The sequence below is a fragment of the Kineococcus arenarius subsp. arenarius genome (genome assembly GCF_050871845.1).
Lineage (GTDB): Bacteria > Actinomycetota > Actinomycetes > Actinomycetales > Kineococcaceae > Kineococcus.
Window position 1 is genome coordinate 1 of sequence record NZ_JBJLSE010000056.1, and the last position, 24,366, is coordinate 24,366.

A 24,366-nucleotide genomic window follows, 5' to 3' on the forward strand; every position below is an offset into this window, starting at 1 on the left:
TGGTTGTTGGTCGTGGCTGCAGACGCGCGGGGCGCGGCCCCCCGCCGCCCCCCCCCCCCCCCCCCCCCCCCCCCCCCCCCCCCCCCCCCCCCCCCCCCCGCGGGGCGGGTGGCGGCCGGGGCGCTGGGCGCGGTGGCGCTGACGCACCTGCTGGTGGAGCCCTTCAGCTACCTGGCCGCCGGGCAGCTGTGGACGGTGCGGGCCGTGCTGGCCGGCTCGGCGCTGGCGGCGGGGGCGCTGCTGCTGGGGCGGCGCACCGGTGCGGCGGCGCTGCCCGTCGCGCTGGCCGGGGCGGCTGCGGCGTGGGTGCTCGTGGTGACCGGCGACCCCGCCCCGCGCATCGACGTGTGGGTGATCCTGCAGCAGGCGGCCGACGGGCTGCGCCGCGGGGAGTCGATGTACGCGATGGAGTGGGTCGGCTCGCCCGGCATCACCGACGCCTTCGCCTACCTGCCGTGGACGGCGGTGCTCACCGCCCCGGGCCGCTGGCTGGCCGGCGACGTGCGCTGGGCGCTGGCGGTGCTGGTGGCGGTCGCGGCGCTGTGCACGGCCGCGCTGGGCCGCTGGCGCGCGCCGGCCGTGGCGGCCGCTGCGCTGCTGGTGCTGGCACCGGGCGGCAGCACCCTGGTGGAGCAGGCCTGGACCGAGCCCACCGTGCTGGTCGGCCTGGCCGCCTGGGCGCTGCTGGTGGCCCGCGGCGGGACGGGGGCGTGGTGGTCGGTGGTGCCGCTGGCGGTGGCGCTGGCCGCCAAGCAGCACGTGGTGGTGCTGCTGCCGCTGCTGGCGGCCTGGCCGCGGTTCGGGCCGCGCCGCACGGCGGGGGCCGTGGGCGGTGCGGGGCTGCTCGTGGCGCCGTGGGCGCTTAGCGCCCCGCGCGACTTCCTGCACGACACGGTGCGCACCATGCTGGAGCTGCCCCCGCTGCGCTTCGCGGACACCCTCTACACCGCGGTCCTGAACGAGACGGGCGTGCGCCTGCCGTTCGCGGTGGTGGGCGTGCTGGTCGTGGCGGCGCTGACGGGGGCGGTCGTGGCGCTGCGCCGCCGCCCGGTGGGGCTGGCCGGGCTGCTGACGTGGTGCGCCGCGGTGCTCATGGTCGTCAACCTCCTCAACAAGCAGGCGTTCTACAACCAGTTCTGGCTGGTCGGGGCGCTGCTGCTGCTGTCGGTGGCCGCCACCGCCGGGGCCCGCCCGGAGCTCACGGGGCCGCCGGCGCCGAGGCGACCGGCACGTCCTCGCCGGCCAGCAGGGCCGTCAGCCGGTCCACCTGCGCGTCCCAGCCCCAGCGCCGGCTGACCCACTCGCGCCCGGAGCGCCCCAGGGCGCCGGCCCGGGCCGGGTCGCCCAGCAGGTCGGCAACGCGGGCCGCGACGGCCGCCACGTCGCGCCCGTCCACGACGTGCCCGTTGACGCCGTCCAGCACGGCGTCCGGCGCACCGCCGGAGTCCCCGGCCACGACGGGCAGCCCGCACGCGGCGGCCTCCAGGTAGCAGATGCCCAGCGCCTCCGGCTCCAGCCCGCCCAGCCGGGTGCGGGTGGGCATGCAGAAGACGTCCCCGGCGTCGTAGTGCGCCGGTGTGCGCTCCCACGGGACCGCACCGGTGAGCACGACGTGCCCGCGCAGGCCCAGGCGGTCCACGAGCCGCTCCACCGCGGGGCGGTGGGGACCGTCGCCCACGAGCAGCAGCGCGGCTCCGGGCACCCGGCGGCGCACCTCGGGCATCGCGCGCACGAGCACGTCCTGCCCCTTGCGCGCCACGATGCGCGAGACGCACACCACCACCGGGCGCTCGCCGAGCCCGTACCGCTCGCGCACCTCCTCGCCGCCGCAGCCGGGGTGGAAGACGCCCGCGTCGACGCCGGGGGTCAGCTGGCGCATCCGCCCGCGCGCGGCGGGGCTCAGCGGGCGCTCGATGCGCGAGCGGCACCACGGCCCCAGGTGGGTGAGGGTGTCCACGCCCTCGCCGATGCGGTGCAGGGCGGCGCGCGAGCCGGGCAGGGTGGACCACCACACCTCGTGGCCGTGGGTGGTGGCCACGCTGCGGCGCACGCCCGCGCGGCGCAGGCCGGGGGCCAGCAGCCCCAGGGGCGCGGCCGCGCCGAACCAGACCCGGTCCGCGCCGTGCTCGCGGGCGGTGCGCCGCACGCGGCGCGCGATCCCGGGAGTGGGCACCATCAGCGGGGACGGGTCGCGCACGACGGTGATCCCCGCAGCGGCCAGTTCGGCGTCGACGGCGCGCTCACCGCGCTGGGAGGCGGTGTGCACGACCACGCGCGCGGCCCCGGCGTCGCCGCGGCGGGCCGCGGCGCCGGGCAGCAGGCGCACCACGGCGTGCACGAACGACTCGATGCCACCGGTGCGCGGGGGGAAGTCGTTGGTGACGACGAGGGTGCTCACGGCCCCCACCCCACCAGGCCGCCGGCGACGTCGGCGCGCCAGGTCCGCTGCACGTCCGTCCAGCCGGTGCCGAGGGTGGCGCGGCAGGCGCCATCGAGGCGCTCGGCCAGCGGGGCGGCGGGCGCGCCACCGCCCTCGGGGGCGGTGCCGAGGCGGCGCTGCAGGGCGGTGACGGCGGGGGTGCCGGCGCGGCGGGCGGCGGAGGTGACGAGCGTCCACGCGGCGGCGTAGGCCACCTGCAGGCGCGCGCCGGTGGCCTCGAAGTCCTCGTCGGCGGGCACGGCCGGCGCGGCACCGGCCGCCACGGCCTCCAGCAGCGGCGCCGCCAGCGCGGTGGCCGGCACGTCCAGGCCCTGCCGGGCGAGGTGGTCGGCGCAGCCCTCGGAGAGCCAGCGCGGCACCGGCCGCAGCCCGTCGGCGGCGGGCCGGGCGCCCGCCGTGGCCCGGGTGGCCACGTGCACCAGCTCGTGGGTGAGGGTGGCGGTGCGCCCGGCCCGCGTCAGGCGCGTGAAGCGGTCGGCGGCCAGGACCACGCGCACCCCGGCCGGCGCGCCGTCGGGCAGGGCGGCGTCCTGACCGACCGCGACGGCGTCCAGGGCGGCGGCGCGGCGCGGGTCGAGCCCGGCCAGCCGGGCCGCGAGCGCCGTGGTGGGCACCACGACGACGGCGGTGCCGCGCGGCCAGTCCGGGCCCCATGCGGCGTCCACCCGGGCGGTGGCCGCGGGCAGGTCCTCGGCGGCCTCGGCGGCGACCCGCTCGGTCGCCTCGTCGGCGACGCCCCCGGGCCGCACGCGCAGCACGACGCCGCCGGGGACCCGGTGGGCCCGCACGTCGCCCAGGTCCCACGGGTGCGGGGTGCCGTCGGCGGCCGGCAGCGCCAGCGCCCAGGCGCCGTCGCTGCGCACCAGGGCGGCGCCCCAGGGCCCGGCGACCTCGCGCCCCTCCCCCGCCACCCGCACGCGCAGCCGGCCCCGCACCCGCGGGTCGCCGTCCCCGTCGAGGTCCTCGACGTCCTCGACGTCCACCGCCCAGGAGACCAGCCCGGCGCGCACCGCGGCGGCGTCCGCGCGGCGCAGCTCGTCGCGCGCACCGGCGGAGGAGGGGACGCACCCCGCGGCGGCGGACTCGACGTCCCCGGCGGCCAGGGCACGCCCGCGGGCGGCGAGCAGCCGCCCCGCCTCGGCGACGGCGTCCGCGGGGCCGCCCCGGACCGGGCGGGCGGTGCAGGCGCCCAGCGGCGCGGTGCCGAGCAGTGCGGCCCCGGCGCCGGCGAGCAGGGTCCGCCGCCGCACCGACCACCCTCCCGCCACCGCCGCATCGTCGCACCTGCACCCGCGCTGCCCGTGCCGCGCGGGTTCAGCCCGCGCGGCGCCGCCCGCCGCCCTGGTCCAGGCGCAGCGGGGGCACCAGGCCAGAGCGGGCCAGGACTTGCACCGCGTCGCGCTCCTCGGCGTCGAGGCGGGGGGCCGCCGGCTCCCCCAGCAGGACGGACACGACGCACCCCGAGCACGCCGCCGGGCGAGCGGTGCAGCTGTCGCAGTCGATGAGCACCGGCACCTCCGCGCCGTCGCGGGCCGCTGCGGCCCGGCCGGTCCCGCGACCGGCGCTGCGCACGCTAGGGGCCTCCTCCGACACGCCTGCCCGGCACGTTCCCGGCACCGGGCCGGACGCCGGCTCGAACACGAGTTCGACCCGGCGCGGCGCGCCGCCGGTGCGGTGTCGGCCGCACCTGGCACCGTTCGCCCGTGCCCACCCCCACCTCCCGGCCCGCACCGGCCGCCGCGGCCGTCCCGCGGCAGACGAGCTTCGAGGAGCTGGGGCGGCCGCTGGCGAGCACGACGTTCGTGGTCGTGGACCTGGAGACCACCGGTGGCGCGCCGGCGGACGGCGGGATCACCGAGATCGGCGCGGTGCGCGTGCGCGGCGGCGAGGTGCTCGGGGAGCTGCAGACCCTGGTGCGCCCCGACGTGGCCGTCCCGCCGGTCGTGCAGCTCCTGACGGGCATCACGCCGGCGCTGCTGGCGACGGCGCCGTCGGCCGCGCAGGTGCTCCCCAGCTTCCTGGAGTTCGCCCGCGGAGCCGTGCTCGTGGCGCACAACGCGCGCTACGACACCTCCTTCCTGCAGGCGGCGTGCCGCCGCGCGGGTCTGGAGTGGCCCCGCCCCGAGGTCGTCGACACCCTGGCCCTGGCGCGCGCCCTCGTCGGCCGCGACGAGGCGCGCGACCACAAGCTGGGCACCCTGGCGCGGTTGTTCGGCGCCACCTCCTCCCCCGACCACCGGGCGCTGAACGACGCCCGGGCCACCGTGGACGTGCTGCACGCCCTGCTGGGGCGGGTGGGCGACCGGGGCGTGCAGACGCTGGAGGACCTGCACGCCCTGACCGCCGCGGCCCCCGCCGCGCGGGCGCGGCGGGGCAAGCGGCACCTGGCGCTGGGGCTGCCCTCGGCGCCGGGGGTGTACCTCTTCCGCGACGCGCGGGGCCGGGTGCTGTACGTGGGCACGTCGGTGGACGTGCGCCGCCGGGTGGCGCAGTACTTCACCGCCTCGGAGACCCGCGCGCGGATGACGGAGATGGTGGGGGCGGCGGCCGAGGTGGTGCCCGTGGTGTGCGCCACGCCGCTGGAGGCGCGGGTGCGGGAGCTGCGGCTCATCGCGGAGCACTCCCCGCCCTACAACCGCCGCTCCAAGGACCCCGAGCGGGTGACGTGGGTGAAGCTGACCGCCGAGCCCTGGCCGCGGCTGTCCCTGGTGAGGCAGGTGCGCGACGACGCCGCGGCGGGGGCGGAGTACCTGGGCCCGTTCCGCTCGGCGCGCACCGCGGAGCTGGCGGTGGCGGCGCTGCACGACGCGCACCCGCTGCGCCGCTGCACGCGGCGCATCCCCCGGGCGCCGGGTCCGGACGGCCCCGGGGCGTGCGTCCTGGCCGAGCTGGGCCGCTGCGGCGCACCGTGCCTGGGCACCGAGCGCGGCGGGCAGGACGCCGCCTCGTACGCGCTCGTGGTGGAGCAGGTGCGCGCCTCGCTGCGCGAGGACGCCGGTGCCGCGCTGGAGGCCGGGCGGCGGCGGATGCGGGAGCTGGCCGGGCAGGAGCGCTTCGAGGAGGCCGCGCAGGCCCGCGACCGGCTGGACGCCTTCCTGCGCACCGCCGAGCGCGCCCAGCGGCGCGAGCCCCTCGCCCGGGCGCCGGAGGTCGTGGCGGCGCGGCGCTGCACCCCCGAGCCGGGGTGGCCGGACGGCGGCTGGGAGCTGGTCCTGGTCCGCCACGGCCGGCTGGCGGGCACCGCGCTGACACCGCGCGGGGCCGACCCGGTGCCCCACGTGGCGGCGCTGCGGGCCACCGGGGAGGTCGTGGAGCCGCCCGGGCCGGGGCGGCCGGGGCTGCTGGTGGAGGAGACCGACGCGCTGCTGACGTGGCTGGAGCAGCCGGGGGTCCGGCTGGTCTCCCTGGGGGAGCCGGCGGTGGGGTGGGCGCTGCCGGTGCGGGGGGCGGGCTGGGCGCGGCACCGGCTGGGCACGGCGGGCACCGCGCCCTAGGCTGCCCGGGTGATCACCGCCATCGTCAACGTGCGCACCGACGGCCGGCGCATCCCCGAGACCGCCCAGGCGCTGGCGGACCTCGCCGGCGTCTCGGAGGTGTACTCCGTGACCGGTGACGTCGACCTGGTCGTCATGGTGCGGGTGCGTCGCCACGAGGAGCTCGCGGACGTCATCGCCGGCGGCATCAGCCGGGTGGAGGGCGTCACGGGCACGACCACGAACATCGCCTTCCGCGCCTACTCCCGCCACGACCTGGAGAGCGCGTTCGACCTGGGCTTCGACTGACCGGGCGCTGACCGGCCGGGCGCTGACCGGCCGTCGCGAGCGGTGCGCCGGTCCCTCAGGCGCGGGTGGCGGCCACCCAGCGCTCCAGCACCTGCGCGGCCCGGCCGGAGTCCAGCGCCTCCTGCGCGCGACGCACACCCTCGGCCAGGTGCTCCACCAGGCCCTGCGCGACGTCGTCGGGCGCGGGTGCGGGCGCGCGCACCCCGGCGGCCACCATGGCGGCGGCGGCGTTGAGGACGACGGCGTCGCGCACCGGCCCGCGCGCACCCGCCAGCAGCTCGCGGGCCACGCCGGCGTTGTGGCGGGCGTCGGCGCCGCGCAGGTCCGCGAGGGTGGCCGGGGCCATGCCGAGGTCGGTCACGGCGTCGACGACGGCCTCGCCGACCCGGCCCCGCTCGACGGTCCACACGCGCGCCGGGGCGGTGGTGGTGAGCTCGTCGAGGCCGTTGTCGCTGCGGAAGACGAGCGCGGACGTGCCCCGGGCGGCCAGGACCCCCGCGACGAGGGGGGCCATCCGCGCGTCGGCGACCCCGATGGCGGTGGCGCCGGTGCGGGCGGGGTTGGTCAGCGGACCCAGGACGTTGAACGCCGTGGGCACCCCCAGCCCGGTGCGCGCGCCCGCGGCGTGGCGGAAGGCGGGGTGGAAGACCTTGGCGAAGCAGAAGGTGATGCCCACCTCGACGGCGACCCGCCCCACGCGCGCGGGCGGCAGGTCGAGGTCCACGCCCAGCGCCTCGAGCACGTCGGCGGACCCCGAGGACGAGGACGCGGCGCGGTTGCCGTGCTTGACGACGCGGTGCCCGGCACCGGCGAGCACCAGCGCGGCCATCGTGGAGATGTTCACGGTGTGGGCCTGGTCGCCCCCGGTGCCGACGAGGTCGACGGTCGGGCCGGGCACCTCCAGCGGGACGGCGTGCGCCAGCATCGCGTCGGCCAGGCCGGCCAGCTCGGCGCTGGTCTCGCCCTTGGCGCGCAGCGCCACGAGGAAGCCCGCCAGCGGCACGTCGCCGGCCTCCCCGCGCATCACCCGGTCCATCGCCCACGCGGTGTCGGCGGCACCGAGGTCGCGCCCCGCGATGAGCTCGCCCAGCAGGCGGGGCCAGGTCGGCTCGTCGGCCGGCCCGGGGCCGGCGGGTGCGCCGGAGGGCGCGCTGGGCTGCGGGAGCGTCATGGGGGTCCCCGGTGGGTTCGGCGGTGGTCGAGGGCTGCGCCCGCACCCTACTGACCGCTGCGGGCACCCCCTCCTCCCCCGCTCCGGCACGCCCCCCGCCCGCGGTCCGCACGAGGTCCGCACGAGCTCCCCGCACGCGGCGGGGCCGTCACCCGGACGGCCCAGGGGGAGATCTACGACACGACGTCGGTGGGCCGGTCGGCGCCCGACGGGGGTGGTGGGGCATGATGGCTGACGTGGCGAGTGCACAGGCTGTCCAGAGCAGTACCCCGAGTCCCGCACACGGCTCGGTGAACCGGCCGAACATGGTGTCGGTGGGCGTGATCGTGTGGCTCGCGAGCGAGCTCATGTTCTTCGCCGGCCTGTTCGCCATGTACTTCACGATCCGCTCGGTGGCGCCGGCGCTGTGGGAGACCGGCCCCGAGAAGCTGAACGTGACCTTCTCGAGCGTCAACACGCTGATCCTGGTGATCTCGTCGTTCTGGTGCCAGTTCGGCGTGTTCGCCGCCGAGCGCTTCCAGCCGCGGCGCCGCGGCCGGTTGTGGCAGGTGGGCGGCTGGGGCATGCAGGAGTGGTTCGTCCTCACCTACATCTTCGGCGGGATCTTCGTCGCCGGTCAGGTCTACGAGTACGCGGAGCTGGCCGTCGAGGGCCTGACGATCGCCACGGACCCCTACGGCTCGGTGTTCATCCTGACCACGGGCTTCCACGGCATCCACGTCCTCGGCGGCCTGGTCGCCTTCCTCATGGTGATCGGGCGCTCGTTCGCCGCCAAGCGCTTCGGCCACCAGGAGGCCACCAGCGCGATCGTCATCTCCTACTACTGGCACTTCGTCGACGTGGTGTGGATCGGCCTGTTCACGGTCATCTACATCCTCCAGTGACCGAGCAGCCGCACCCCCACCGCACGCGCAAGCACCGACGGAAGCGAGCACCCCGACCGTGACCAGGACCCTCACCGCACTCAGCGCCCGACGGCGCCACCCGCTGGCCGTCGTCGTGCTGATCGCGTTGGCGCTCCTCCTCGTCGGCGGCCTGTACGCCGCTCTGGCCCCCCGGCCCGCGGAGGCCTCCACCGCGACGGCGTCCGCCGACGACATCGCGGCCGGCAAGGAGCTGTTCCTCGCCAACTGCGCCAGCTGCCACGGCCTCGACGCCCAGGGCGGCGAGATCATCGAGGGCAGCGGCGCCGGCCCCTCCCTCATCGGCGTCGGTGCCGCCGCCGTCGACTTCCAGGTCGGCACCGGCCGCATGCCGCTGCAGCAGTCCTCCGTCCAGGCGCCGGAGGTGCCCAAGCTCCGCTTCTCGCAGGAGCAGATCGACCAGATGGCCGCCTACGTCGCCTCGCTGGCCCCCGGCCCGGCCGTCCCGACCGAGGACGTCCTCGACGTCTCCGACGTCACCGCCGAGGAGGTCTCCCGGGGCGCCTCGATCTTCCGCACCAACTGCGCGATGTGCCACAACTTCTCCGGCAAGGGCGGTGCCCTGACCGGCGGCAAGTACGCCCCCGACCTCACCGGCGTGGAGGGCAAGTACATCTACGAGGCCATGGTGACCGGGCCGCAGTCGATGCCGGTGTTCGACAACAACAACATCAGCGTCGAGGACAAGACCGCGATCATCGCCTGGCTGACCCAGGAGGAGGAGTTCCGCCCGGAGCCGGGCGGCCAGCCCCTGGGGTCGCTGGGCCCGGTCAGCGAGGGCCTGTTCGCCTGGATCGCGGGCATCGGGCTGCTGCTGGGCTGCTCGGTGTGGCTGGGGATGAAGTCCTCGTGAGCGGCGTGGTGAGCGCGACGGTGAGCGACACGGACCGCGGGGCACTGCCCCGCACGGACAGGCAGGGAGCATGAGCGACATCGAGCGCGTCGACGAGGCGCACGGACAGGGGTCCTCGGCCCTGGCGAAGCCCGAGGGCGCCGGGGTTCCCGAGCGCTTCGAGAACCCGGGCCTGCCCCCCCACCACCACCGGCTGGGGGACGTGGACCCGAAGGCGGCCAAGCGCGCCGAGCGCCAGGTGGCGTTCATGCTGCTGCTGTCGATCCTCGGCTCCCTGGGCATCATCGCCTCGATCGTCGGGATCAAGTACGACGGCGGCTTCGACCGCATCAGCGCCTCCACCCGGGCCATCGGACTGTGCATGTTCGTCTCCCTGTTCGCCCTGGGCGTCGGGGCCGTGCACTGGGCGAAGACCCTCATGCCGGACGACGAGCGGATCGACTACCGGCACCGTCAGCGCGGCACGACCGCCGAGCGCGAGGAGGCCGTGGCGATCCTCAAGGAGGGTTCGGCCGAGGCCGGGCTGGGCCGGCGCCCGCTGATCCGCAACACGCTGGTCGGCGCGCTGGCGCTGTTCCCGCTGCCCGCCGTCTTCTTCTTCCGCGACACCGGTCCCCTGCCGGGCAACAGCCTGTCGGTCACCATGTGGGAGGAGGGCACCTACCTCATCAAGGACCCGACGGGTGGGCGCATCCGGGCGGCCGACATGACCCTGGGCTCGGTCATGCACGTCATGCCGGAGGGCATCGACGAGGTCGAGCACCCCCTCAACGAGAAGGGGAAGTCCGCGGTCCTGCTCATGCGGCTGGACGAGGACCTGCTCACGCCCAAGTCGGCGGAGTGGGGCGTGGACGGCACCGTCGCCTACTCGAAGATCTGCACGCACATGGGCTGCCCCGTGGCCCTCTACGAGCAGCAGACCCACCACCTGCTGTGCCCCTGCCACCAGTCGACCTTCGACGTGACGCAGGACTGCAAGGTGATCTTCGGCCCCGCCAAGCGCCCCCTGCCGCAGCTGCCCATCCGGGTGGACGCGGACGGGTACCTGCAGGCGAGCAGCGGCTTCCACGAAGCCGTGGGCCCGAGCTTCTGGGAGCGCGGATGAGCACCATCGACAAGGCCGCGGCCGGCGTCGGCAACTTCGCCGACGACACCGTCGGCGCGAGCAAGATCGTCAACGGCTTCGCTCGCAAGATCTTCCCCGACCACTGGTCGTTCATGCTGGGTGAGATCACCCTCTACAGCTTCGTCATCCTGCTCTTCACGGGGACGTTCCTGACGTTCTTCTACGAGCCCAGCGCGGCGGAGACCGTCTACAACGGCGAGTACGCGCCGCTGGCGGGCCAGGCGGTCTCGCAGGCCTACGAGTCCTCGCTGCGCATCTCCTTCGACGTGCGCGGCGGCCTGATCATGCGCCAGGTGCACCACTGGGCCGCCCTCGTCTTCGTGGCGGCCACGGTCGTCCACATGATCCGGGTGTTCTTCACCGGCGCCTTCCGCAAGCCCCGCGAGATCAACTGGGTCATCGGCCTGGTGCTGGCGCTGCTGGCCGTGTTCGAGGGCTTCACGGGCTACTCGCTGCCGGACGACCTGCTCTCCGGCACCGGCATCCGGATCGCCCAGGCGATCATCCTGGCGGTGCCGGTGGTCGGCAGCTACATCAGCTTCTTCCTCTTCGGCGGTGAGTTCCCGGGCGAGGACTTCATCCCCCGCTTCTTCACCATCCACGTGCTGCTGCTGCCGGCGGTGATGCTCGGCCTGATCGTCGTGCACCTGGCGCTGGTCGTGATCCACAAGCACACGCAGTACCCCGGCCCGGGGCGCACCGAGGACAACGTGGTGGGCTTCCCGCTCTTCCCGGTCTACATGGCCAAGGCCGGCGGGTTCTTCTTCATCGTCTTCGGCGTCATCGCCCTGATCGCCGCCCTGGTGCAGATCAACCCGATCTGGGCCTACGGACCGTACGACCCCTCCCCCGTGACGGCGGGCTCGCAGCCGGACTGGTACATGGGCTGGCTCGACGGCGCGGTGCGCATCACGCCGGGCTGGTTCGAGTTCACGCTGTTCGGCTTCACGTTCTCGATGAACATCTTCATCCCCACCACGGTGCTGATCCTGTTCGTGATGGCTGCGGGCTCGCTGTACCCGTGGATCGAGCAGGCCGCCACCGGTGACCGTCGCGAGCACCACCTGCTGGACCGCCCGCGCAACGCTCCGACCCGCACGGGCCTGGGTGTCATGGCGCTGACCTTCTACGTGCTGCTGCTGATCTCCGGCGGCAACGACATCATCGCCCACATGATGGGGCTGTCGATCAACGACATCACCCGCAGTCTGCGCGTGCTGGTGTTCGTCCTGCCGGCGCTGGCGTTCGTGGTGACCAAGCGGATCTGCCTGGGTCTGCAGCGCAAGGACCGTGAGAAGGCCCTGCACGGGCGGGAGACGGGCCGCATCGTCCGGCTCCCCCACGGCGAGTTCATCGAGGTGCACGCCCCGCTGACCGACACCGAGCGCTGGGTCCTCGTCCAGCACGACGTGAACCGCCCGATGGAGGTGGAGGACCGCGTCGACGCCGGCAACCCCGGCACCCTGTACGGCAAGGTGCAGCGTCGTCTGTCGAAGTTCTACTTCGAGGACCGCGTCGAGCCGGTGACGCCAGCCGAGCTGGAGGCCGCGCACCACGAGCACCACACCGAGATCGAGAGCCAGGAGCACTCCTCGGTCGAGGAGCGCGAGCAGAGCCCGGCGATCTCCACGGCGCAGACCTCCCGCGGCTGACGTCACACCAGTTGCACCACCACGAAGGCCCCTGGCGGTTCCGTCAGGGGCCTTCGTCGTGCCGGTGGAGCGCTCAGGACAGCGCGGACCCGGCGGTCCACTCCTCCCAGCTCTCGTTCCAGACGGTGAACCCGTTGCCGTCCTCGATGCCGCGGTCGCTGCCGGTGAAGACCACGACGTCCCCCACCTTGGAGTGCTCGAACATCCAGCGGGCGTCCTCGGTGCTCATCCCCGTGCAGCCGTGGCTGACGTTGGCGCTGCCCTGCGAGGAGACGGACCAGGGGGCGGCGTGCAGGAACTCCCCGGAGTTGGTCAGGCGCATCGCGTACTTCACGTCGACGTTGTAGTACTCGGGGTCGTCGGGGCTGACTCCGGTCGTCTCGGCGTCCATCTGCCGGGACTCCTCCAGGCTCATGATCACCTTGGTGCCGCTGCGCGTGACGTACCGGCCGCCGTGACCGGACTGCCCCGCGGTCACGGGGATGGTGCGCAGCACCTCGCCGTCCCTGGTGACGGTGAGGGTGTGCGCGTCGAGGTCCACCGTGCTCACCACCGCGCTGCCGACGGTGAAGTCGATGTCCCGCGTCGTCCCCCAGACGCCGGGAGCGACCTCCACGTCACCCAGGTCGATGTCGAGGTGCACGGCTGTCTGCGCGGGCCAGTAGTCCTTGGGGCGGTACTCCACCTTCGTGTCCGACTGCCAGCTCCAGGAGCCTTCGACGGCCTGGGGCTGGGTGCTGACGTGCAGGTTCTGCTCCACCTCGTCGCGGCGGTCGTCCGCCACCGGTTCGTCGAGGGTCACGATGACGGGCATGCCCACCCCGACGGTCGATCCGCTGAGCGGTGCGACAGCCGGGAAGGCCGTCGCGACGGGCGTCAGGGTGGTCAGGGTGGTGTCGTGGACGACCCTCTCCCCCGCCGTGTCGGTGGCCACGGCCTGCACGGCGTAGCGGGTGCTCGCGCTCAGCGGCCCGGTGCTGGTCCACGTGGTGCCGGCGGCGTCGAGGGCCCCCTGCAGCACCGATCCGTCGGGCGCGGTCACGCTGACCTGCTCCAGCTGCCCGCGCGTGACGGCCACCGTGACGGGCGCGTCGAGCCGCACGTCGGTGCTGGCGTCCGCTGGGGTGACGGTGAAGCGCACCGGAGGCGTCGACGGCGTCGCCGTGGCGCTCACGCCCTCCCCTGCGCTGCCTGCGCCCGGCGTCGCGGGACCGCACGCGGCGACGGTGGTCGCCATCGCCAGGACGAGTGCGGCTGGTGCCCAGGCACGCAGGTGCCGGTACGACGTGCTCACTGCTGCTTCCCCCTCGGACCGCTCGTGCGGCCTGATCGATCCCCTGCCGTCGCGGCTTCCCGGACGACCCCACTGGTGTGACGCAGCGGGCGCCTGCCGCGTTGCACGTCGAGGGTCAACGACAAGCGGGCTGGAAGGCTTCCGCGTCGGCGGAGCCGGCACGCGACCGGGGTGGGACGCGAGAGGGCCCCGCACCTCGTGGTGCGGGGCCCTCTGCGCGGGGGACGGGTCCTCAGTGGGCGTGCTCACCCACGTAGTGCTCGAAGACCCAGCCGATGATCACCGGCACGGTGAAGACCACACCGATGAGCCAGAGCCACCAGCCGACGGCTGCGCCCGCGAAGACGAGGGCACCGGCCAGGGCCAGGAACAGCGGCCACCAGCTGAACGGGGGGAAGAAGCCCTGCTCCCCCGCGCCTTCGCTGACGTCGGCCCGCAGGTCGTCCTCGGGCCGGGCGTCGATGCGCCGGGCGGTGATGAACAGGTAGGTGCCCACCAGCAGCGCCAGCCCACCGGTGAGCAGCAGGGCGATGAAGCCGACGAGCTCCTCCCACTGGGTGAGCACGCCGTACACGAAGGCCACGGGGATGAAGAAGAGGATCCCGCCGGAGAACAGCCAGGTTTCGGGCTTCATCGGTCAGCGACCTCCGAGGTCTTCGTTGCGCCCGGACAGGTCCGGCTCGCCGTACACGTGGTCGAGGAGGTTCTTGCTGTGCGCGTCCGTGGGGGTGTCGTGACCGACCGCCTCGGGGTGGTGCAGGTCGAAGGCCGGGCGCTCGGAGCGCACCCGCGGCAGCGAGGTGAAGTTGTGCCGCGGCGGCGGGCAGGACGTGGCCCACTCCAGCGACATGCCGTAGCCCCACGGGTCGTCGCTGGTGACGCGCTCACCGAAGCGGGCGGTGCGGTAGACGTTCCACAGGAACGGGATGAAGGAGGCACCCAGGATGAACGAGCCGATCGTGGAGATCTCGTTCATCGTCTGGAAGCCCTCGCCGGGCAGGTAGTCCGCGTAGCGGCGCGGCATGCCCGCCGCACCCAGCCAGTGCTGGATGAGGAAGGTGGTGTGGAAGCCCACGAAGAGCATCCAGAAGTGGATCTTGCCCAGTCGCTCGTCCAGCATCTTGCCGGTGAACTTCGGCCACCAGAAGTGGAAGCCGGCGAACATCGCGAACACCACGGTGCCGAAGACGACGTAGTGGAAGTGCGCCACCACGAAGTAGGAGTCCGACAGGTGGAAGTCCAGCGGCGGCGAGGCGAGGATCACGCCGGTCAGACCGCCGAACAGGAAGGTGACCAGGAAGCCGACGCTCCACAGCATCGGGGTGTCCATGGTGATCGACCCGCGCCACATGGTGCCGATCCACGTGAAGAACTTCAGCCCCGTGGGCACCGCGATGAGCATCGTCATGAAGGCGAAGAACGGCAGCAGCACCTTGCCGGTGACGTACATGTGGTGCGCCCACACCGTCACCGACAGGCCGGCGATGGAGATCGTCGCGAAGACCAGGCCCTTGTAGCCGAAGACGGGCTTGCGGCTGAACACCGGCAGGATCTCGGTGATGATCCCGAAGAAGGGCAGGGCGATGATGTAGACCTCGGGGTGGCCGAAGAACCAGAACAGGTGCTGCCACAGCAGCGAGCCGCCGGCCTGCGGGGCGAAGACGTGCGCGTTGAGCAGGCGGTCGGCGGCCAGCGCCAGCAGGGCGGCGGCCAGCACCGGGAAGGCCATGAGCACCAGCACGCTGGTGACCAGGGTGTTCCAGGTGAAGATCGGCATCCGGAACATCGTCATGCCGGGCATGCGCATGCACAGGATGGTGGTGATGAAGTTGACCGCACCCAGGATGGTGCCGAAACCGGACAAGGCGAGGCCCATCACCCACAGGTCACCGCCCAGGCCGGGTGAGTGGACCACGTCCGACAGCGGCGTGTAGGCGAACCACCCGAAGGACGCGGCACCGCCGGGGGTCAGGAAGCCCGCCGCGGCGATGAGCCCACCGAACAGGAAGAGCCAGTACGACAGCATGTTCAGCCGCGGGAACGCCACGTCGGGCGAACCGATCTGCAGCGGCATGATCGCGTTGGCGAAGGCGGAGAACAGGGGCGTCGCGAAGAGCAGCAGCATGATCGTGCCGTGCATCGTGAACGCCTGGTTGTACTCGTTCTTGGTGTTGAAGACCTGCATGCCGGGCGCGAAGAGCTCGGCACGGATGAGCAGGGCGAGGACACCGCCGACCAGGAACCACAGGAAGGCGGTGATGAAGTAGAGGTTGCCGATCACCTTGTGGTCGGTGCTGGACAGCCAGCCCGAGATGACGGACCCGTGCCTCCGGGGCACGACGGCCCCGAGCGGCTGGCGCGTGGTGACCCGGGCCGCCACGCCCGGCACGTTGAAGCTCTCGCTGGCCATCAGCTGTTGTTCCCCCTGCTGCTCTCGTCACCGGCGGGCTCGGCGCCGTCGAGCTGGCGCGAGAGCTCGCCCGCGAGCTCGGTGGTCAGCCCACCGGACTGCCCGGCGGCCACCAGGTCCTCCAGGTGCTGCTCGTACTCCGCCTCGGACACGACCCGGACATCGAAGAGCATCTCGGCGTGGTAGTCGCCGCAGAGCTCGGCGCACTTGCCCTTGTACAGCCCCTCCTTGGTCGGCGTCATCTGGAACTCGTTGGGGCTGCCCGGGTACAGGTCCATCTTGAACAGGAAGGCCGGCACCCAGAAGGAGTGCGCCACGTCGCGCGAGTACAGGTTGAACTGCACGTTCTGACCCACCGGGAGGTACAGGGTGGGCACCTGCCCCTCCTCGAGCTCCTCACCGTCGAGCTCGGCCTGACGGCCGACCTCGTAGGCGATGGGCTCGCCGGACTCGTCGAGGTAGTTGAAGTCCCAGCCCCACTGCTTGCCGATCACGTCGACGCTGACGTCGGCCGGGCCGGAGGTGTCGATGATCGCCGCCTGGTCGCGGGCGGTGTAGTAGAAGAGGACGCCGACCATCATCACGGGCACGACCGTGTAGAGGATCTCGATCGGCATGTTGTAGCGGGTCTGCGCCGGCAGCTCCGGGTCGTTCTTGCGGCGGCGGTACGCCACGACGCACCAGATCGTCATGCCCCAGACGAACAGGCCGACGGCCAGGGCCGCGATCCAGGAGCCGTTCCAGAGCTCGGAGATCCTGTCCGTGTGGTTCGTCGCGCCCTCGCTGGCGTCGGGCAGGAACCCCTGTTGCAGGCTCGCGTCCGGCCAGTCTGCGGCGGCGCAGCTCGTCAGCAGCAGCGCTGCCGCGGCGACGACACCGGCGCTCAGCGCCTTGGGGGGACGGCGACGACGCGTCGCGTCCGAGTCTCGCGTGCCCAACGTCGGCCTTCCCACGGTTCGTGCAGAGACGGGGACGTCCCGTGCCCCCGGCGTGAGGGTCGTGGGCAGGAGCGTCCCTACGGGTGATGAGACTACCCCCCGTCGTAGCTGTGGACCGGGTCGGGGCGCGCCGCGAACACCGCGGGCTCCGGCAGCGCCAGGGCGGCGCCCAGCAACCGGTGGTAGAGGGGGCGCCCGACCTCCTCCACGCCCAGGGTCGCCAGGTGCTCCGTGCGCCACTGCACGTCCACCAGCCGACCGGGGACCCCGTCGGCGAGCAGGAGGTCCACGAGCGCCACCACGGCGGCCTTGGAGGCGTCGCGCACGCGGTGGAACTTGGACTCGGCGGCGAACAGCCCGCCGATCGCCACGCCGTACAGGCCCCCCGCCAGCTGCCCGCCGGACCAGACCTCCACCGAGTGCGCCCAGCCCAGGCGGTGCAGCCGCCCGTAGGCGGCGGCGACCTCGCCGGTGATCCAGGCGCCGGGCCGGGAGGGGTCGGCGCACCCGGCGACCACCTCGTCGAAGGCGGTGTCCACCCGCACCTCGAAGGCGCGCAGGGCGCGGCGCAGGGACCGGGAGACGTGGGCCCTGCCGGGCAGGAGGACCCCGCGCGGGTCCGGGGACCACCACCCCACGGGGCCGTGCCCGTCACCGCCGAGGCCCATGGGGAACAGCCCGCGCTCGTACGCCGCCAGCAGCGTCGCCGGCGCCAGGTCGCCGCCGGCGGCGACGAGGTCCTCCCCGCGCCGCGGTCGCAGCCGGTCGAAGTCGAAGCGCGCCGGCCCGGGGTGGCGGCGCGGCCGGCCCGCCGGCGCCGTCGGCAGCGGGGCCGCCCACACGCGAGCGGCCCCCGCACCTGCGGGTGCGGGGGCCGTGCGGGCGCCCCCGCCGGGAACCGGGGGGACGGGGGGTGTCAGGAGAACGAGTCCCCGCAGGCGCAGCTGCTGCCCGCGTTGGGGTTGTCGATCGTGAAGCCCTGCTTCTCGATGGTGTCGGCGAAGTCGATGGTGGCGCCGTCCAGGTAGGGGGCGCTCATCTTGTCCACCACGACCCCGACGCCGCCGAAGTCGCGCACGGCATCGCCGTCGAGCTCGCGCTCGTCGAAGTACAGCTGGTAGATCAGGCCCGAGCAGCCGCCGGGCTGCACCGCGATGCGCAGCCGCAGGTCGTCGCGCCCCTCCTGCTCCAGCAGGGTGCGGACCTTGGTGGCGGCGACGTCGGTGAGCTCCACGCCGTGGGCGCGGGTCTCGTCGGCAGTGGTCGTCGTGGTCATGAGGTTCGTCTCCGGTTCCACTCGTCGACTAGGGACGCTGTCCGGGCCAACCGCCGGGGCGGCACGGTTGTTCCGGGACCAGGTTACGGCCGCGGCGCGGCGCCCGTCACCGCCGCGGGCACGCCGGCCAGGCCGTCCAGCAGCAGCACCTCGCCCAGGCAGGCGCGCTCGAAGTCGGCCAGGTGCAGCGACTCGTCCGGTCCGTGGGCGCGCGAGTCGGGGTCCTCCACGCCGGTGACGAGGATGGAGGCGGCGGGGTGCTCGGCGACGAGGTCGGCGATGAAGGGGATAGACCCGCCCATGCCCATCTCCACCACCGGCGCGCCGTAGGCCTCCTCGAACGCCGCCCGCGCGACCTCGTGCGCCGCCGAGGAGGTGTCCGCGGAGAAGGAGCTGCCGGCCTCCCCCTCGGCCACCTCGACCCGCGCGCCGAAGGGGGCGTGCGCCAGCAGGTGCCGGCGCAGCGCCGTCATCGCCGCGCGCGGGTCCTGCCCGGGGGCCAGCCGCAGGCTCAGCTTGGCGCGCGCGGAGGGCACCAGGGTGTTGCTGGCGGTGTCCACCGGCGTGGCGTCGACCCCGATGACGGACAGCGCCGGCTTCGTCCACAGCCGGTCGGCGATCGAGCCGGTCCCGGCCAGGCGCACCCCGTCCAGGACGCCGGCGTCGGCGCGGTACTGCTCCTCGGTCAGGTCCACGTCGCCGGCGCTGCCGGCCGCCAGCCCGCGCACGGCCACGTCACCGGCCTCGTCGTGCAGGGTGGCGACCAGCCGCGCCAGGCAGGTGAGGGCGTCCAGGACCGGCCCGCCGTTGACGCCGGAGTGCACCGGGTGGCTGAGCACCGAGACGGTCACCTCGCAGTCCACCAGCCCGCGCAGCGTGGTGGTGATCGCCGGGACGCCCACCCGCCAGTTGCCCGAGTCGGCCACGACGATGACGTCGGCGGCCAGGTCCGCGCGGTGCTCGGCGAGGAAGGCGGCGAAGGTGGGCGAGCCGACCTCCTCCTCCCCCTCGACGAAGACGGTCACGCCCACGCCGTCGTCGGGGCCCCACAGCGGCAGCAGCGTGCGCAGCGCGTTGAGGTGCACCACGACACCGGCCTTGTCGTCCGCGGTGCCGCGGCCGTACAGGCGGCCGTCGCGCTCGGTCGGCTCGAAGGGCGGGGTGGTCCACTCCTCGTCGCGGCCCGGGGGCTGCACGTCGTGGTGGGCGTACAGCAGCACGGTGGGCCGGCCGGCGGGCGCGGGGCGGCGGGCCACCACGGCGGGGGCGCTGCGCACCTCGACGCCGTCCACGACGGCGGTGGCGGTGCGCACCCCGACCTCCGGCAGGCCCGCCCGGCGCAGCAGCTCGGCCACGGCCTCGGCGCTGGCGGCGACGTGGGCCTGGTCGAAGGCGCGGGCGGAGACGCCGGGGATGCGCACCAGCGCCTCCAGGTCCGCGCGGGCCGCGGCGGTGCCGGCGGCGCACGCCGCGCGCAGCGCCGCGGTGCGCTCGGCGCCGGTGGCGGGCAGGGGCGGGGTGTGCTGGCTCACGGGCCCCGACGCTACTCCGGGGCGCGTTCGCCGGGCCGGGCCGGGCCGGGTGGTGCCGTACCCTTGCGGGGTGTTCGGACGCTCGAAGGAGAAGCAGGCCCCCGAGGCGCCGGCCGCCCCGGTCGTCGAGCTGACGAAGGCGGGCGGCAAGGGCCGTCCCACGCCCCGCCGCAGCGAGGCGCAGGCCCGCAACGCCCGCCCGCTGGTGCCGGCGGACCGCAAGGCGGCCGCGAAGGCGGCGCGCGCGGCGCAGCGCGAGGAGCGCCTGAAGGTGCAGCAGGCCCTGGTCACCGGGGACGAGCGGTACCTGCCGGCGCGCGACCGCGGCCCGCAGCGCCGGTTCGTGCGCGACGTCGTGGACGCCCGGCGCAACGTGGGCGAGTACTTCCTCATCATCGCCGGGGCCTCGCTGATCCTGTCGATGATCGCCCAGCCCCTGGGGTCGGCGGCGCTGCTGCTGGGCACGACGGTGCTCATCTACGGGATGCTGGCGGTCGTGGTGATCGACAGCGTGCTGCTGGGCCGCCGCCTCAAGAGGGCCCTGGCCGCCCGCTTCGAGGCTCCCGAGCGGGGCCTGGTCTCCTACGGCGTCACCCGCGCGCTGCAGATCCGCCGGATGCGCCGGCCCGTGCCGATGGTCGAGCGGGGCGCGCAGCCGCGCTGACGGCCCTCGGGCGCGCAGCGCCCGGCGCGCTGGGGGGCGGTGCGGCCCCGCAGGCCCTACCGTCGCGCCCATGGAGTTCCGACACCTCGGTCGCAGCGGTCTGAAGATCTCCGAGATCACGTACGGCAACTGGCTCACCCACGGGTCGCAGGTCGAGAACGACGCCGCGATCGCCTGCGTGCGCGCCGCCCTCGACGCCGGGATCTCGACGTTCGACACCGCCGACGTCTACGCCAACACGGCCGCCGAGACGGTCCTGGGCCAGGCGCTGAAGGGCGAGCGCCGCGAGAGCCTGGAGATCCTCACGAAGGTCTACTTCCCCACGGGCCCGAAGGGCCACAACGACTCGGGCCTGTCCCGCAAGCACATCACCGAGTCCATCGACGGCTCGCTGCGCCGGCTCGGCACCGACCACGTCGACGTCTACCAGGCGCACCGCTACGACGTCTCCACGCCGCTGGAGGAGACGATGCAGGCGTTCGCCGACGTGGTGCGCGCCGGCAAGGCCCTGTACATCGGCGTCAGCGAGTGGACGGCGGAGCAGTTGCGCGCCGGGCACGCCCTCGCGCAGCAGCTCGGCTTCCAGCTGATCTCCAACCAGCCGCAGTACTCGGCGCTGTACCGCGTCATCGAGGGCGAGGTCGTGCCGGCCAGCCGCGAGCTGGGGATCTCCCAGGTCGTCTTCTCCCCCATCGCCCAGGGCGTGCTGACGGGCAAGTACCGCCCCGGCGCCGAGCCCCCGGCCGGCAGCCGCGCCACGGACGAGAAGGGCGGCCGGCAGATGATCAGCCGCTGGATGCGCGACGACGTGCTCACGCGCGTGCAGAAGCTGCGCGGCGTGGCCGCCGAGCTGGACCTGTCCATGTCGCAGCTGGCCGTGGCGTGGGTGCTGCAGAACGACAACGTGGCCGCCGCGATCATCGGTGCCTCGCGGCCGGAGCAGGTGACGGAGAACGTCGCGGCCTCCGGCGTGGTCATCCCCCCGGAGCTGATGGCCCGGGTGGACGAGGCCCTCGGCGACGTCGTCGAGCGCGACCCCTCGCTCACGGCGCGCAACGCCCCCGCGGCGCGCCCGTCCTGACGTGTCCGCCCGGCCCGCTCGGCCCGCTCCCGCTCAGTCGGCGGGGCGCAGGCTGAGCGGGCCGTCCACGTCCCGCCCGTCGGCGCGCAGGCGGGCCGTCTCGGCGCCGCGCTCGCGCAGGCCGCGCCAGCTCTCCCCGATCCAGACCTCGGCGTCGGAACGGGTGGGGAACACCTCCCCGCCGTCGGCGACGGGCCGGCCGTCGGCGTCCTCGAAGGTCCAGGTCCAGTGCGTCGCCCTCACCCCGGCGACGCTAGCCGACCGAGCGGGGTGCGCACCCGGGCGTCACCCGCCGTGGGACCGGGTCCGCACGGTGCCCTCGCGCCGGCGCAGGTCCAGCAGGGCGAACACCAGCGCCGCCACCACCAGGCCGATCGACACGCGCAAACCGGTGGACAGCGCCTCGCCGAACGCGGCCTGGACCTCGGCCGGCACCTGGCCCGACCGCCCGCCCGCCGCCCCGCTGAGGCCCTCGCCGGCGAGGGCGGAGAAGAACACGGCCGTGACGGCGGCCACGCCCATCGCCGAGCCGATGCGCTGACCGGTCTGCAGCACGCCCCCCGCGGTGCCCGCGACGTTGCGCGGCACCTCGGCGAGGGTGAGGGTCTGGTTGGGCGAGATCACCAGTCCGCTGCCGGCGCCGGTGACGGCCAGGCACGCGGCCAGGGCGATCGCGCCGGCGGTGCCCTGCACGGCGGCGGCGACCACGTCCGCGGCGGACAGCCCGACCGCGACGACGACGAGGCCGACCACGACGACGCGCCGGCCGCGCTCGGCGACCTGCCGGCCGCCCACCTGGGCCAGGACCGCGGAGGCCAGCGCGAACGGCGTCTGCACGAGCCCGGCCTGCAGGGGCGTGAAGCCCAGCCCGGACTGCAGGTAGAGGGTCACGACGAGGAAGATGCCGGTGAAGCCGGCGAAGTAGGACACGCCGATCATCGCCCCGCGGGTGAAGGACGCGGTGCGCACCAGGTCGGCGGCGACGACGGGCTGGTGGCCGCGCCGGTCCTCGCGCCGCTCCCACAGGGCGAACAGCCCCAGCAGGAGCGCCCCGGGCGCCAGCAGCCACCAGCGGGCCGCGGAGCCCCCCTCACCGGTGGTGAGCACGAACGGCAGCATCACGAGCAGGACGGCGGCAGCCAGCAGCACCAGGCCCACGACGTCGAAGCCGGGCCGGGCCCGCCGCCCGCCGGAGCCCTGGCGCGGCAGCCACCGCCACGCCAGCGGCAGCAGGACCAGGCCGAGGGGCACGTTGACGAGGAACACCCCGCGCCAGCCCTCCTCCTCCCCGAAGACGGCCAGGATCACCCCGCCCAGCAGGGGGCCGACGGCGGTGGACAGCCCGACGGTGGTGCCGAAGGCGGCGAAGGCGCGCCCGCGCTCGGCACCGGTGAACAGCTGCTGGATGAGGGCGAGGACCTGCGGGTTGACCAGCCCGGCGGTGACCCCCTGCAGCAGGCGCACGACCGCCAGGGCGGTGGCGGACTGCACCAGGCCGGCGGCGGCGCTGGTGAGGACGAAACCGGCCAGGCCCGCGAGGAAGACCGCACGCCGGGAGAGGAGGTCGCCGAAGCGGCCTGCGGGCACGAGCACCAGGCCGAAGGCCAGGGCGTAGCCGGCGACGATCCACTGCACCTGCGCCGGCCCGGCCCCCAGGGAGCTCTCGATGGAGGGCAGGGCCACGTTGACGATGGAGACGTCCAGCAGCGTCATGAAGCCCACGGCGAGGCAGACGCCCAGGGCCCGCCAGCGCGCGGGGTCGGCACCACCGGGGTCGCGGCCGGTGTCGTCGGGGCGTCCGGGCTCGTCCGCGGCGCCGTCGCGGCGCTGCTCGACGTCGGTCATGGGGCTCCTCACGCAGGGGTGAGCGGCGGGCGCTCGCGGGACTCCCCCCGACCGTCGCCGCTGCGCGCCGGGTCCACAACTCGGCAGCGGGCCGGCCCGCGCTCAGACCCGGTCGGTCTCGCGGCGGGAGCGGGAGGCGGCGAGCTCGGACAGGACCCGCCGGGCCCAGCCGGGCCCCTCGTAGATGAAGGCGGTGTACGCCTGCACGAGGGAGGCCCCGGCCTCCAGGCGCTCGCGCACGTCGGCGGCGGTCTCCACCCCGCCCACGCTGACGAGCGTGAGGCGGTCGGTGGTGCGGGTGGCGAGCCGTCGCAGCACCTGCACCGACCGCTCGCGCAGCGGCGCCCCGGACAGCCCGCCGGCGCCCGCGGCGGCGACCGCGTCCGGGTCCGAGCGCAGTCCCTCGCGCCCGATCGTGGTGTTGGTGGCGACGACGCCGTCCAGGCCCTGCTCCAGCGCCAGGTCCGCCACGGCGTCCACGTCCTCGTCGGAGAGGTCGGGGGCGATCTTCACGAGCAGGGGCACGTGCCGGTGGGAGGTCTCCTCGGCGGCGGCGCGGGTGGCCGCCAGCACGGGGCGCAGCTTCTCCACCGCCTGCAGGTTCCGCAACCCCGGGGTGTTCGGGGAGCTGACGTTGACGACGAGGTAGTCGGCGTACGGGGCCAGCAGCCGGGCCGAGGCGGCGTAGTCGGCGGGGGCGTCCTCCTCGGCCACCACCTTGCTCTTGCCGATGTTGACCCCGATGCCGACGGGGTGGCGCGGAGGCACCGCGCGCAGCCGGCGCAGGCGGCGCGCGACGGCCTCGGCACCGGAGTTGTTGAACCCCATCCGGTTGACGACGGCGCGGTCCTCGACGAGGCGGTGCAGGCGGGGCCTGGGGTTGCCCGGCTGGGGCAGGGCCGTGACGGTGCCGACCTCGACGAAGGAGAAGCCGAAGTGCGCCAGCGCCTCGACGCCGGCGCCGTCCTTGTCGAAGCCGGCGGCCAGGCCCAGCGGGCCGGCCAGGTCCATGCCCAGGGCGCGGGTGCGCAGGCGCGGGTCGGTCTCGACGAACGCCCGGCGCAGCAGCGGGACCACGGGGGGCACGCGGCTGGCCGTGCGCATGCCCGTGAACGCCCAGTGGTGGGCCACCTCGGGGTCGATCCTCGTCAGGACGCTGCGGTACAGCGCCCGGTACGCAGCCCCCGAGCCGCCAGCCACCACGTTCCCCCTCGCTCCGCCCGTGCGCCGCCCCCCGGCCGCGACCAGGGCAGGGTAACGCGCGCCGGGGGGGGGGGGGGCGGGGGGGGGGGGGCCCGGGGGGCGGGGGGGCGGGGGTGTGGGGTGTGGGCGGGGGGGGGGGGCGGCTGGTGGGGGGCGCAGCTGCGGGGGACAGCCCC

The 24,366-nt window shown here is 74.8% G+C and carries 23 protein-coding genes; 9 read left to right on the forward strand and 14 right to left on the reverse strand.

Annotated features, from left to right (window positions below):
* Nucleotides 1-132 precede the first annotated feature (132 nt).
* Nucleotides 133-1,296 carry a hypothetical protein gene (locus ACRYM0_RS13630; protein WP_432505903.1) on the forward strand — a complete coding sequence of 388 codons (1,164 nt, stop codon included), beginning with the start codon at nt 133-135 and terminating at the stop codon, nt 1,294-1,296.
* On the opposite strand, the gene ACRYM0_RS13635 is transcribed toward ACRYM0_RS13630, so the two are convergent.
* The 3 genes from ACRYM0_RS13635 to ACRYM0_RS13645 form a co-directional block, all read right to left on the reverse strand.
* Nucleotides 1,199-2,398 (reverse strand): glycosyltransferase family 4 protein, encoded by a 1,200-nt coding sequence (locus ACRYM0_RS13635; protein ID WP_432505905.1) that lies wholly within the window; start codon nt 2,396-2,398, stop codon nt 1,199-1,201. The two genes, ACRYM0_RS13630 and ACRYM0_RS13635, sit on opposite strands and share 98 nt — an antisense overlap.
* Entirely contained in the window at nt 2,395-3,690 is a 1,296-nt protein-coding gene (locus tag ACRYM0_RS13640; RefSeq protein ID WP_432505907.1) for a hypothetical protein, read from the reverse strand. Before ACRYM0_RS13640 ends, ACRYM0_RS13635 begins: the two co-directional genes overlap by 4 nt.
* A 64-nt stretch (nt 3,691-3,754) precedes the next feature.
* Nucleotides 3,755-4,012, reverse strand: coding sequence for a hypothetical protein (locus tag ACRYM0_RS13645; RefSeq protein WP_432505909.1), 258 nt, complete (start codon nt 4,010-4,012; stop codon nt 3,755-3,757).
* 131 nt (nt 4,013-4,143) lie between these two features.
* Between ACRYM0_RS13645 and ACRYM0_RS13650 the strand changes: the two genes are divergently transcribed.
* Nucleotides 4,144-5,934: a DEDD exonuclease domain-containing protein gene (locus ACRYM0_RS13650; RefSeq protein ID WP_432505911.1), complete on the forward strand. Its 1,791-nt coding sequence runs from the start codon at nt 4,144-4,146 to the stop codon at nt 5,932-5,934.
* A 9-nt stretch (nt 5,935-5,943) separates the two neighbouring features.
* Nucleotides 5,944-6,222 carry an Lrp/AsnC family transcriptional regulator gene (locus tag ACRYM0_RS13655; RefSeq protein WP_432505913.1) on the forward strand — a complete coding sequence of 93 codons (279 nt, stop codon included), beginning with the start codon at nt 5,944-5,946 and terminating at the stop codon, nt 6,220-6,222.
* Nucleotides 6,223-6,277: 55 nt separating this feature from the next.
* Here the strand turns inward: ACRYM0_RS13655 and trpD are convergent, their stop codons facing one another.
* Nucleotides 6,278-7,393 (reverse strand): anthranilate phosphoribosyltransferase, encoded by a 1,116-nt coding sequence (gene trpD / locus ACRYM0_RS13660; RefSeq protein ID WP_432505915.1) that lies wholly within the window; start codon nt 7,391-7,393, stop codon nt 6,278-6,280.
* 224 nt (nt 7,394-7,617) lie between these two features.
* Here trpD and ctaE point away from each other — a divergent pair, with 224 nt between their 5' ends.
* The 4 genes from ctaE (at nt 7,618) to qcrB (ending at nt 11,947) form a co-directional block, all read left to right on the forward strand.
* Complete coding sequence (gene ctaE, locus ACRYM0_RS13665) at nt 7,618-8,277, forward strand: aa3-type cytochrome oxidase subunit III (RefSeq protein WP_432505917.1); 660 nt, start codon at nt 7,618-7,620, stop codon at nt 8,275-8,277.
* 58 nt (nt 8,278-8,335) lie between these two features.
* Entirely contained in the window at nt 8,336-9,169 is an 834-nt protein-coding gene (qcrC, locus tag ACRYM0_RS13670) for a cytochrome bc1 complex diheme cytochrome c subunit (RefSeq protein WP_432505919.1), read from the forward strand.
* A gap of 70 nt (nt 9,170-9,239) precedes the next feature.
* Nucleotides 9,240-10,274 (forward strand): cytochrome bc1 complex Rieske iron-sulfur subunit, encoded by a 1,035-nt coding sequence (gene qcrA, locus ACRYM0_RS13675; protein ID WP_432505921.1) that lies wholly within the window; start codon nt 9,240-9,242, stop codon nt 10,272-10,274.
* The gene (gene qcrB / locus ACRYM0_RS13680) at nt 10,271-11,947 is read left to right on the forward strand and encodes a cytochrome bc1 complex cytochrome b subunit (RefSeq protein WP_432505923.1); all 1,677 of its coding nucleotides are present in this window, start codon (nt 10,271-10,273) and stop codon (nt 11,945-11,947) included. The genes qcrA and qcrB overlap by 4 nt, the downstream gene beginning before the upstream one ends.
* Nucleotides 11,948-12,020: 73 nt before the next feature.
* Here qcrB and ACRYM0_RS13685 read toward each other — a convergent pair whose 3' ends face one another.
* The 7 genes from ACRYM0_RS13685 to ACRYM0_RS13715 all read right to left on the reverse strand — a co-directional run bounded on the left by ACRYM0_RS13685 (nt 12,021) and on the right by ACRYM0_RS13715 (nt 19,397).
* A complete protein-coding gene (locus ACRYM0_RS13685) occupies nt 12,021-13,121 on the reverse strand; it encodes a L,D-transpeptidase (protein ID WP_432505925.1) in 1,101 nt (366 codons plus the stop codon).
* Between the two features lie 352 nt (nt 13,122-13,473).
* The gene (locus ACRYM0_RS13690; protein WP_432505927.1) at nt 13,474-13,875 is read right to left on the reverse strand and encodes a cytochrome c oxidase subunit 4; all 402 of its coding nucleotides are present in this window, start codon (nt 13,873-13,875) and stop codon (nt 13,474-13,476) included.
* Nucleotides 13,876-13,878: 3 nt separating this feature from the next.
* Complete coding sequence (gene ctaD, locus ACRYM0_RS13695) at nt 13,879-15,651, reverse strand: aa3-type cytochrome oxidase subunit I (RefSeq protein ID WP_432505929.1); 1,773 nt, start codon at nt 15,649-15,651, stop codon at nt 13,879-13,881.
* Nucleotides 15,651-16,589 (reverse strand): aa3-type cytochrome oxidase subunit II, encoded by a 939-nt coding sequence (gene ctaC, locus ACRYM0_RS13700; RefSeq protein WP_432505931.1) that lies wholly within the window; start codon nt 16,587-16,589, stop codon nt 15,651-15,653. Before ctaC ends, ctaD begins: the two co-directional genes overlap by 1 nt.
* 92 nt (nt 16,590-16,681) lie before the next feature.
* On the reverse strand, nt 16,682-17,350 hold the full coding sequence (gene aat, locus ACRYM0_RS13705; protein ID WP_432505943.1) for a leucyl/phenylalanyl-tRNA--protein transferase: 669 nt from the start codon (nt 17,348-17,350) through the stop codon (nt 16,682-16,684).
* 155 nt (nt 17,351-17,505) lie between these two features.
* The gene (locus ACRYM0_RS13710; RefSeq protein WP_432505945.1) at nt 17,506-17,865 is read right to left on the reverse strand and encodes a HesB/IscA family protein; all 360 of its coding nucleotides are present in this window, start codon (nt 17,863-17,865) and stop codon (nt 17,506-17,508) included.
* Nucleotides 17,866-17,948: 83 nt separating this feature from the next.
* The gene (locus ACRYM0_RS13715) at nt 17,949-19,397 is read right to left on the reverse strand and encodes a dipeptidase (RefSeq protein ID WP_432505933.1); all 1,449 of its coding nucleotides are present in this window, start codon (nt 19,395-19,397) and stop codon (nt 17,949-17,951) included.
* A gap of 70 nt (nt 19,398-19,467) precedes the next feature.
* Between ACRYM0_RS13715 and ACRYM0_RS13720 the strand changes: the two genes are divergently transcribed.
* A complete protein-coding gene (locus tag ACRYM0_RS13720; RefSeq protein ID WP_432505935.1) occupies nt 19,468-20,061 on the forward strand; it encodes a DUF3043 domain-containing protein in 594 nt (197 codons plus the stop codon).
* 70 nt (nt 20,062-20,131) lie between these two features.
* Nucleotides 20,132-21,142: an aldo/keto reductase family protein gene (locus ACRYM0_RS13725; RefSeq protein WP_432505937.1), complete on the forward strand. Its 1,011-nt coding sequence runs from the start codon at nt 20,132-20,134 to the stop codon at nt 21,140-21,142.
* A gap of 33 nt (nt 21,143-21,175) precedes the next feature.
* Here the strand turns inward: ACRYM0_RS13725 and ACRYM0_RS13730 are convergent, their stop codons facing one another.
* The 3 genes from ACRYM0_RS13730 to ACRYM0_RS13740 form a co-directional block, all read right to left on the reverse strand.
* On the reverse strand, nt 21,176-21,385 hold the full coding sequence (locus ACRYM0_RS13730) for a hypothetical protein (RefSeq protein WP_432505939.1): 210 nt from the start codon (nt 21,383-21,385) through the stop codon (nt 21,176-21,178).
* Nucleotides 21,386-21,427: 42 nt separating this feature from the next.
* The gene (locus tag ACRYM0_RS13735; RefSeq protein ID WP_432505941.1) at nt 21,428-22,987 is read right to left on the reverse strand and encodes an MFS transporter; all 1,560 of its coding nucleotides are present in this window, start codon (nt 22,985-22,987) and stop codon (nt 21,428-21,430) included.
* Between the two features lie 102 nt (nt 22,988-23,089).
* Nucleotides 23,090-24,187, reverse strand: a complete 1,098-nt coding sequence (locus ACRYM0_RS13740; protein WP_432505947.1) for a quinone-dependent dihydroorotate dehydrogenase — start codon at nt 24,185-24,187, stop codon at nt 23,090-23,092.
* Nucleotides 24,188-24,366: the final 179 nt, after the last annotated feature.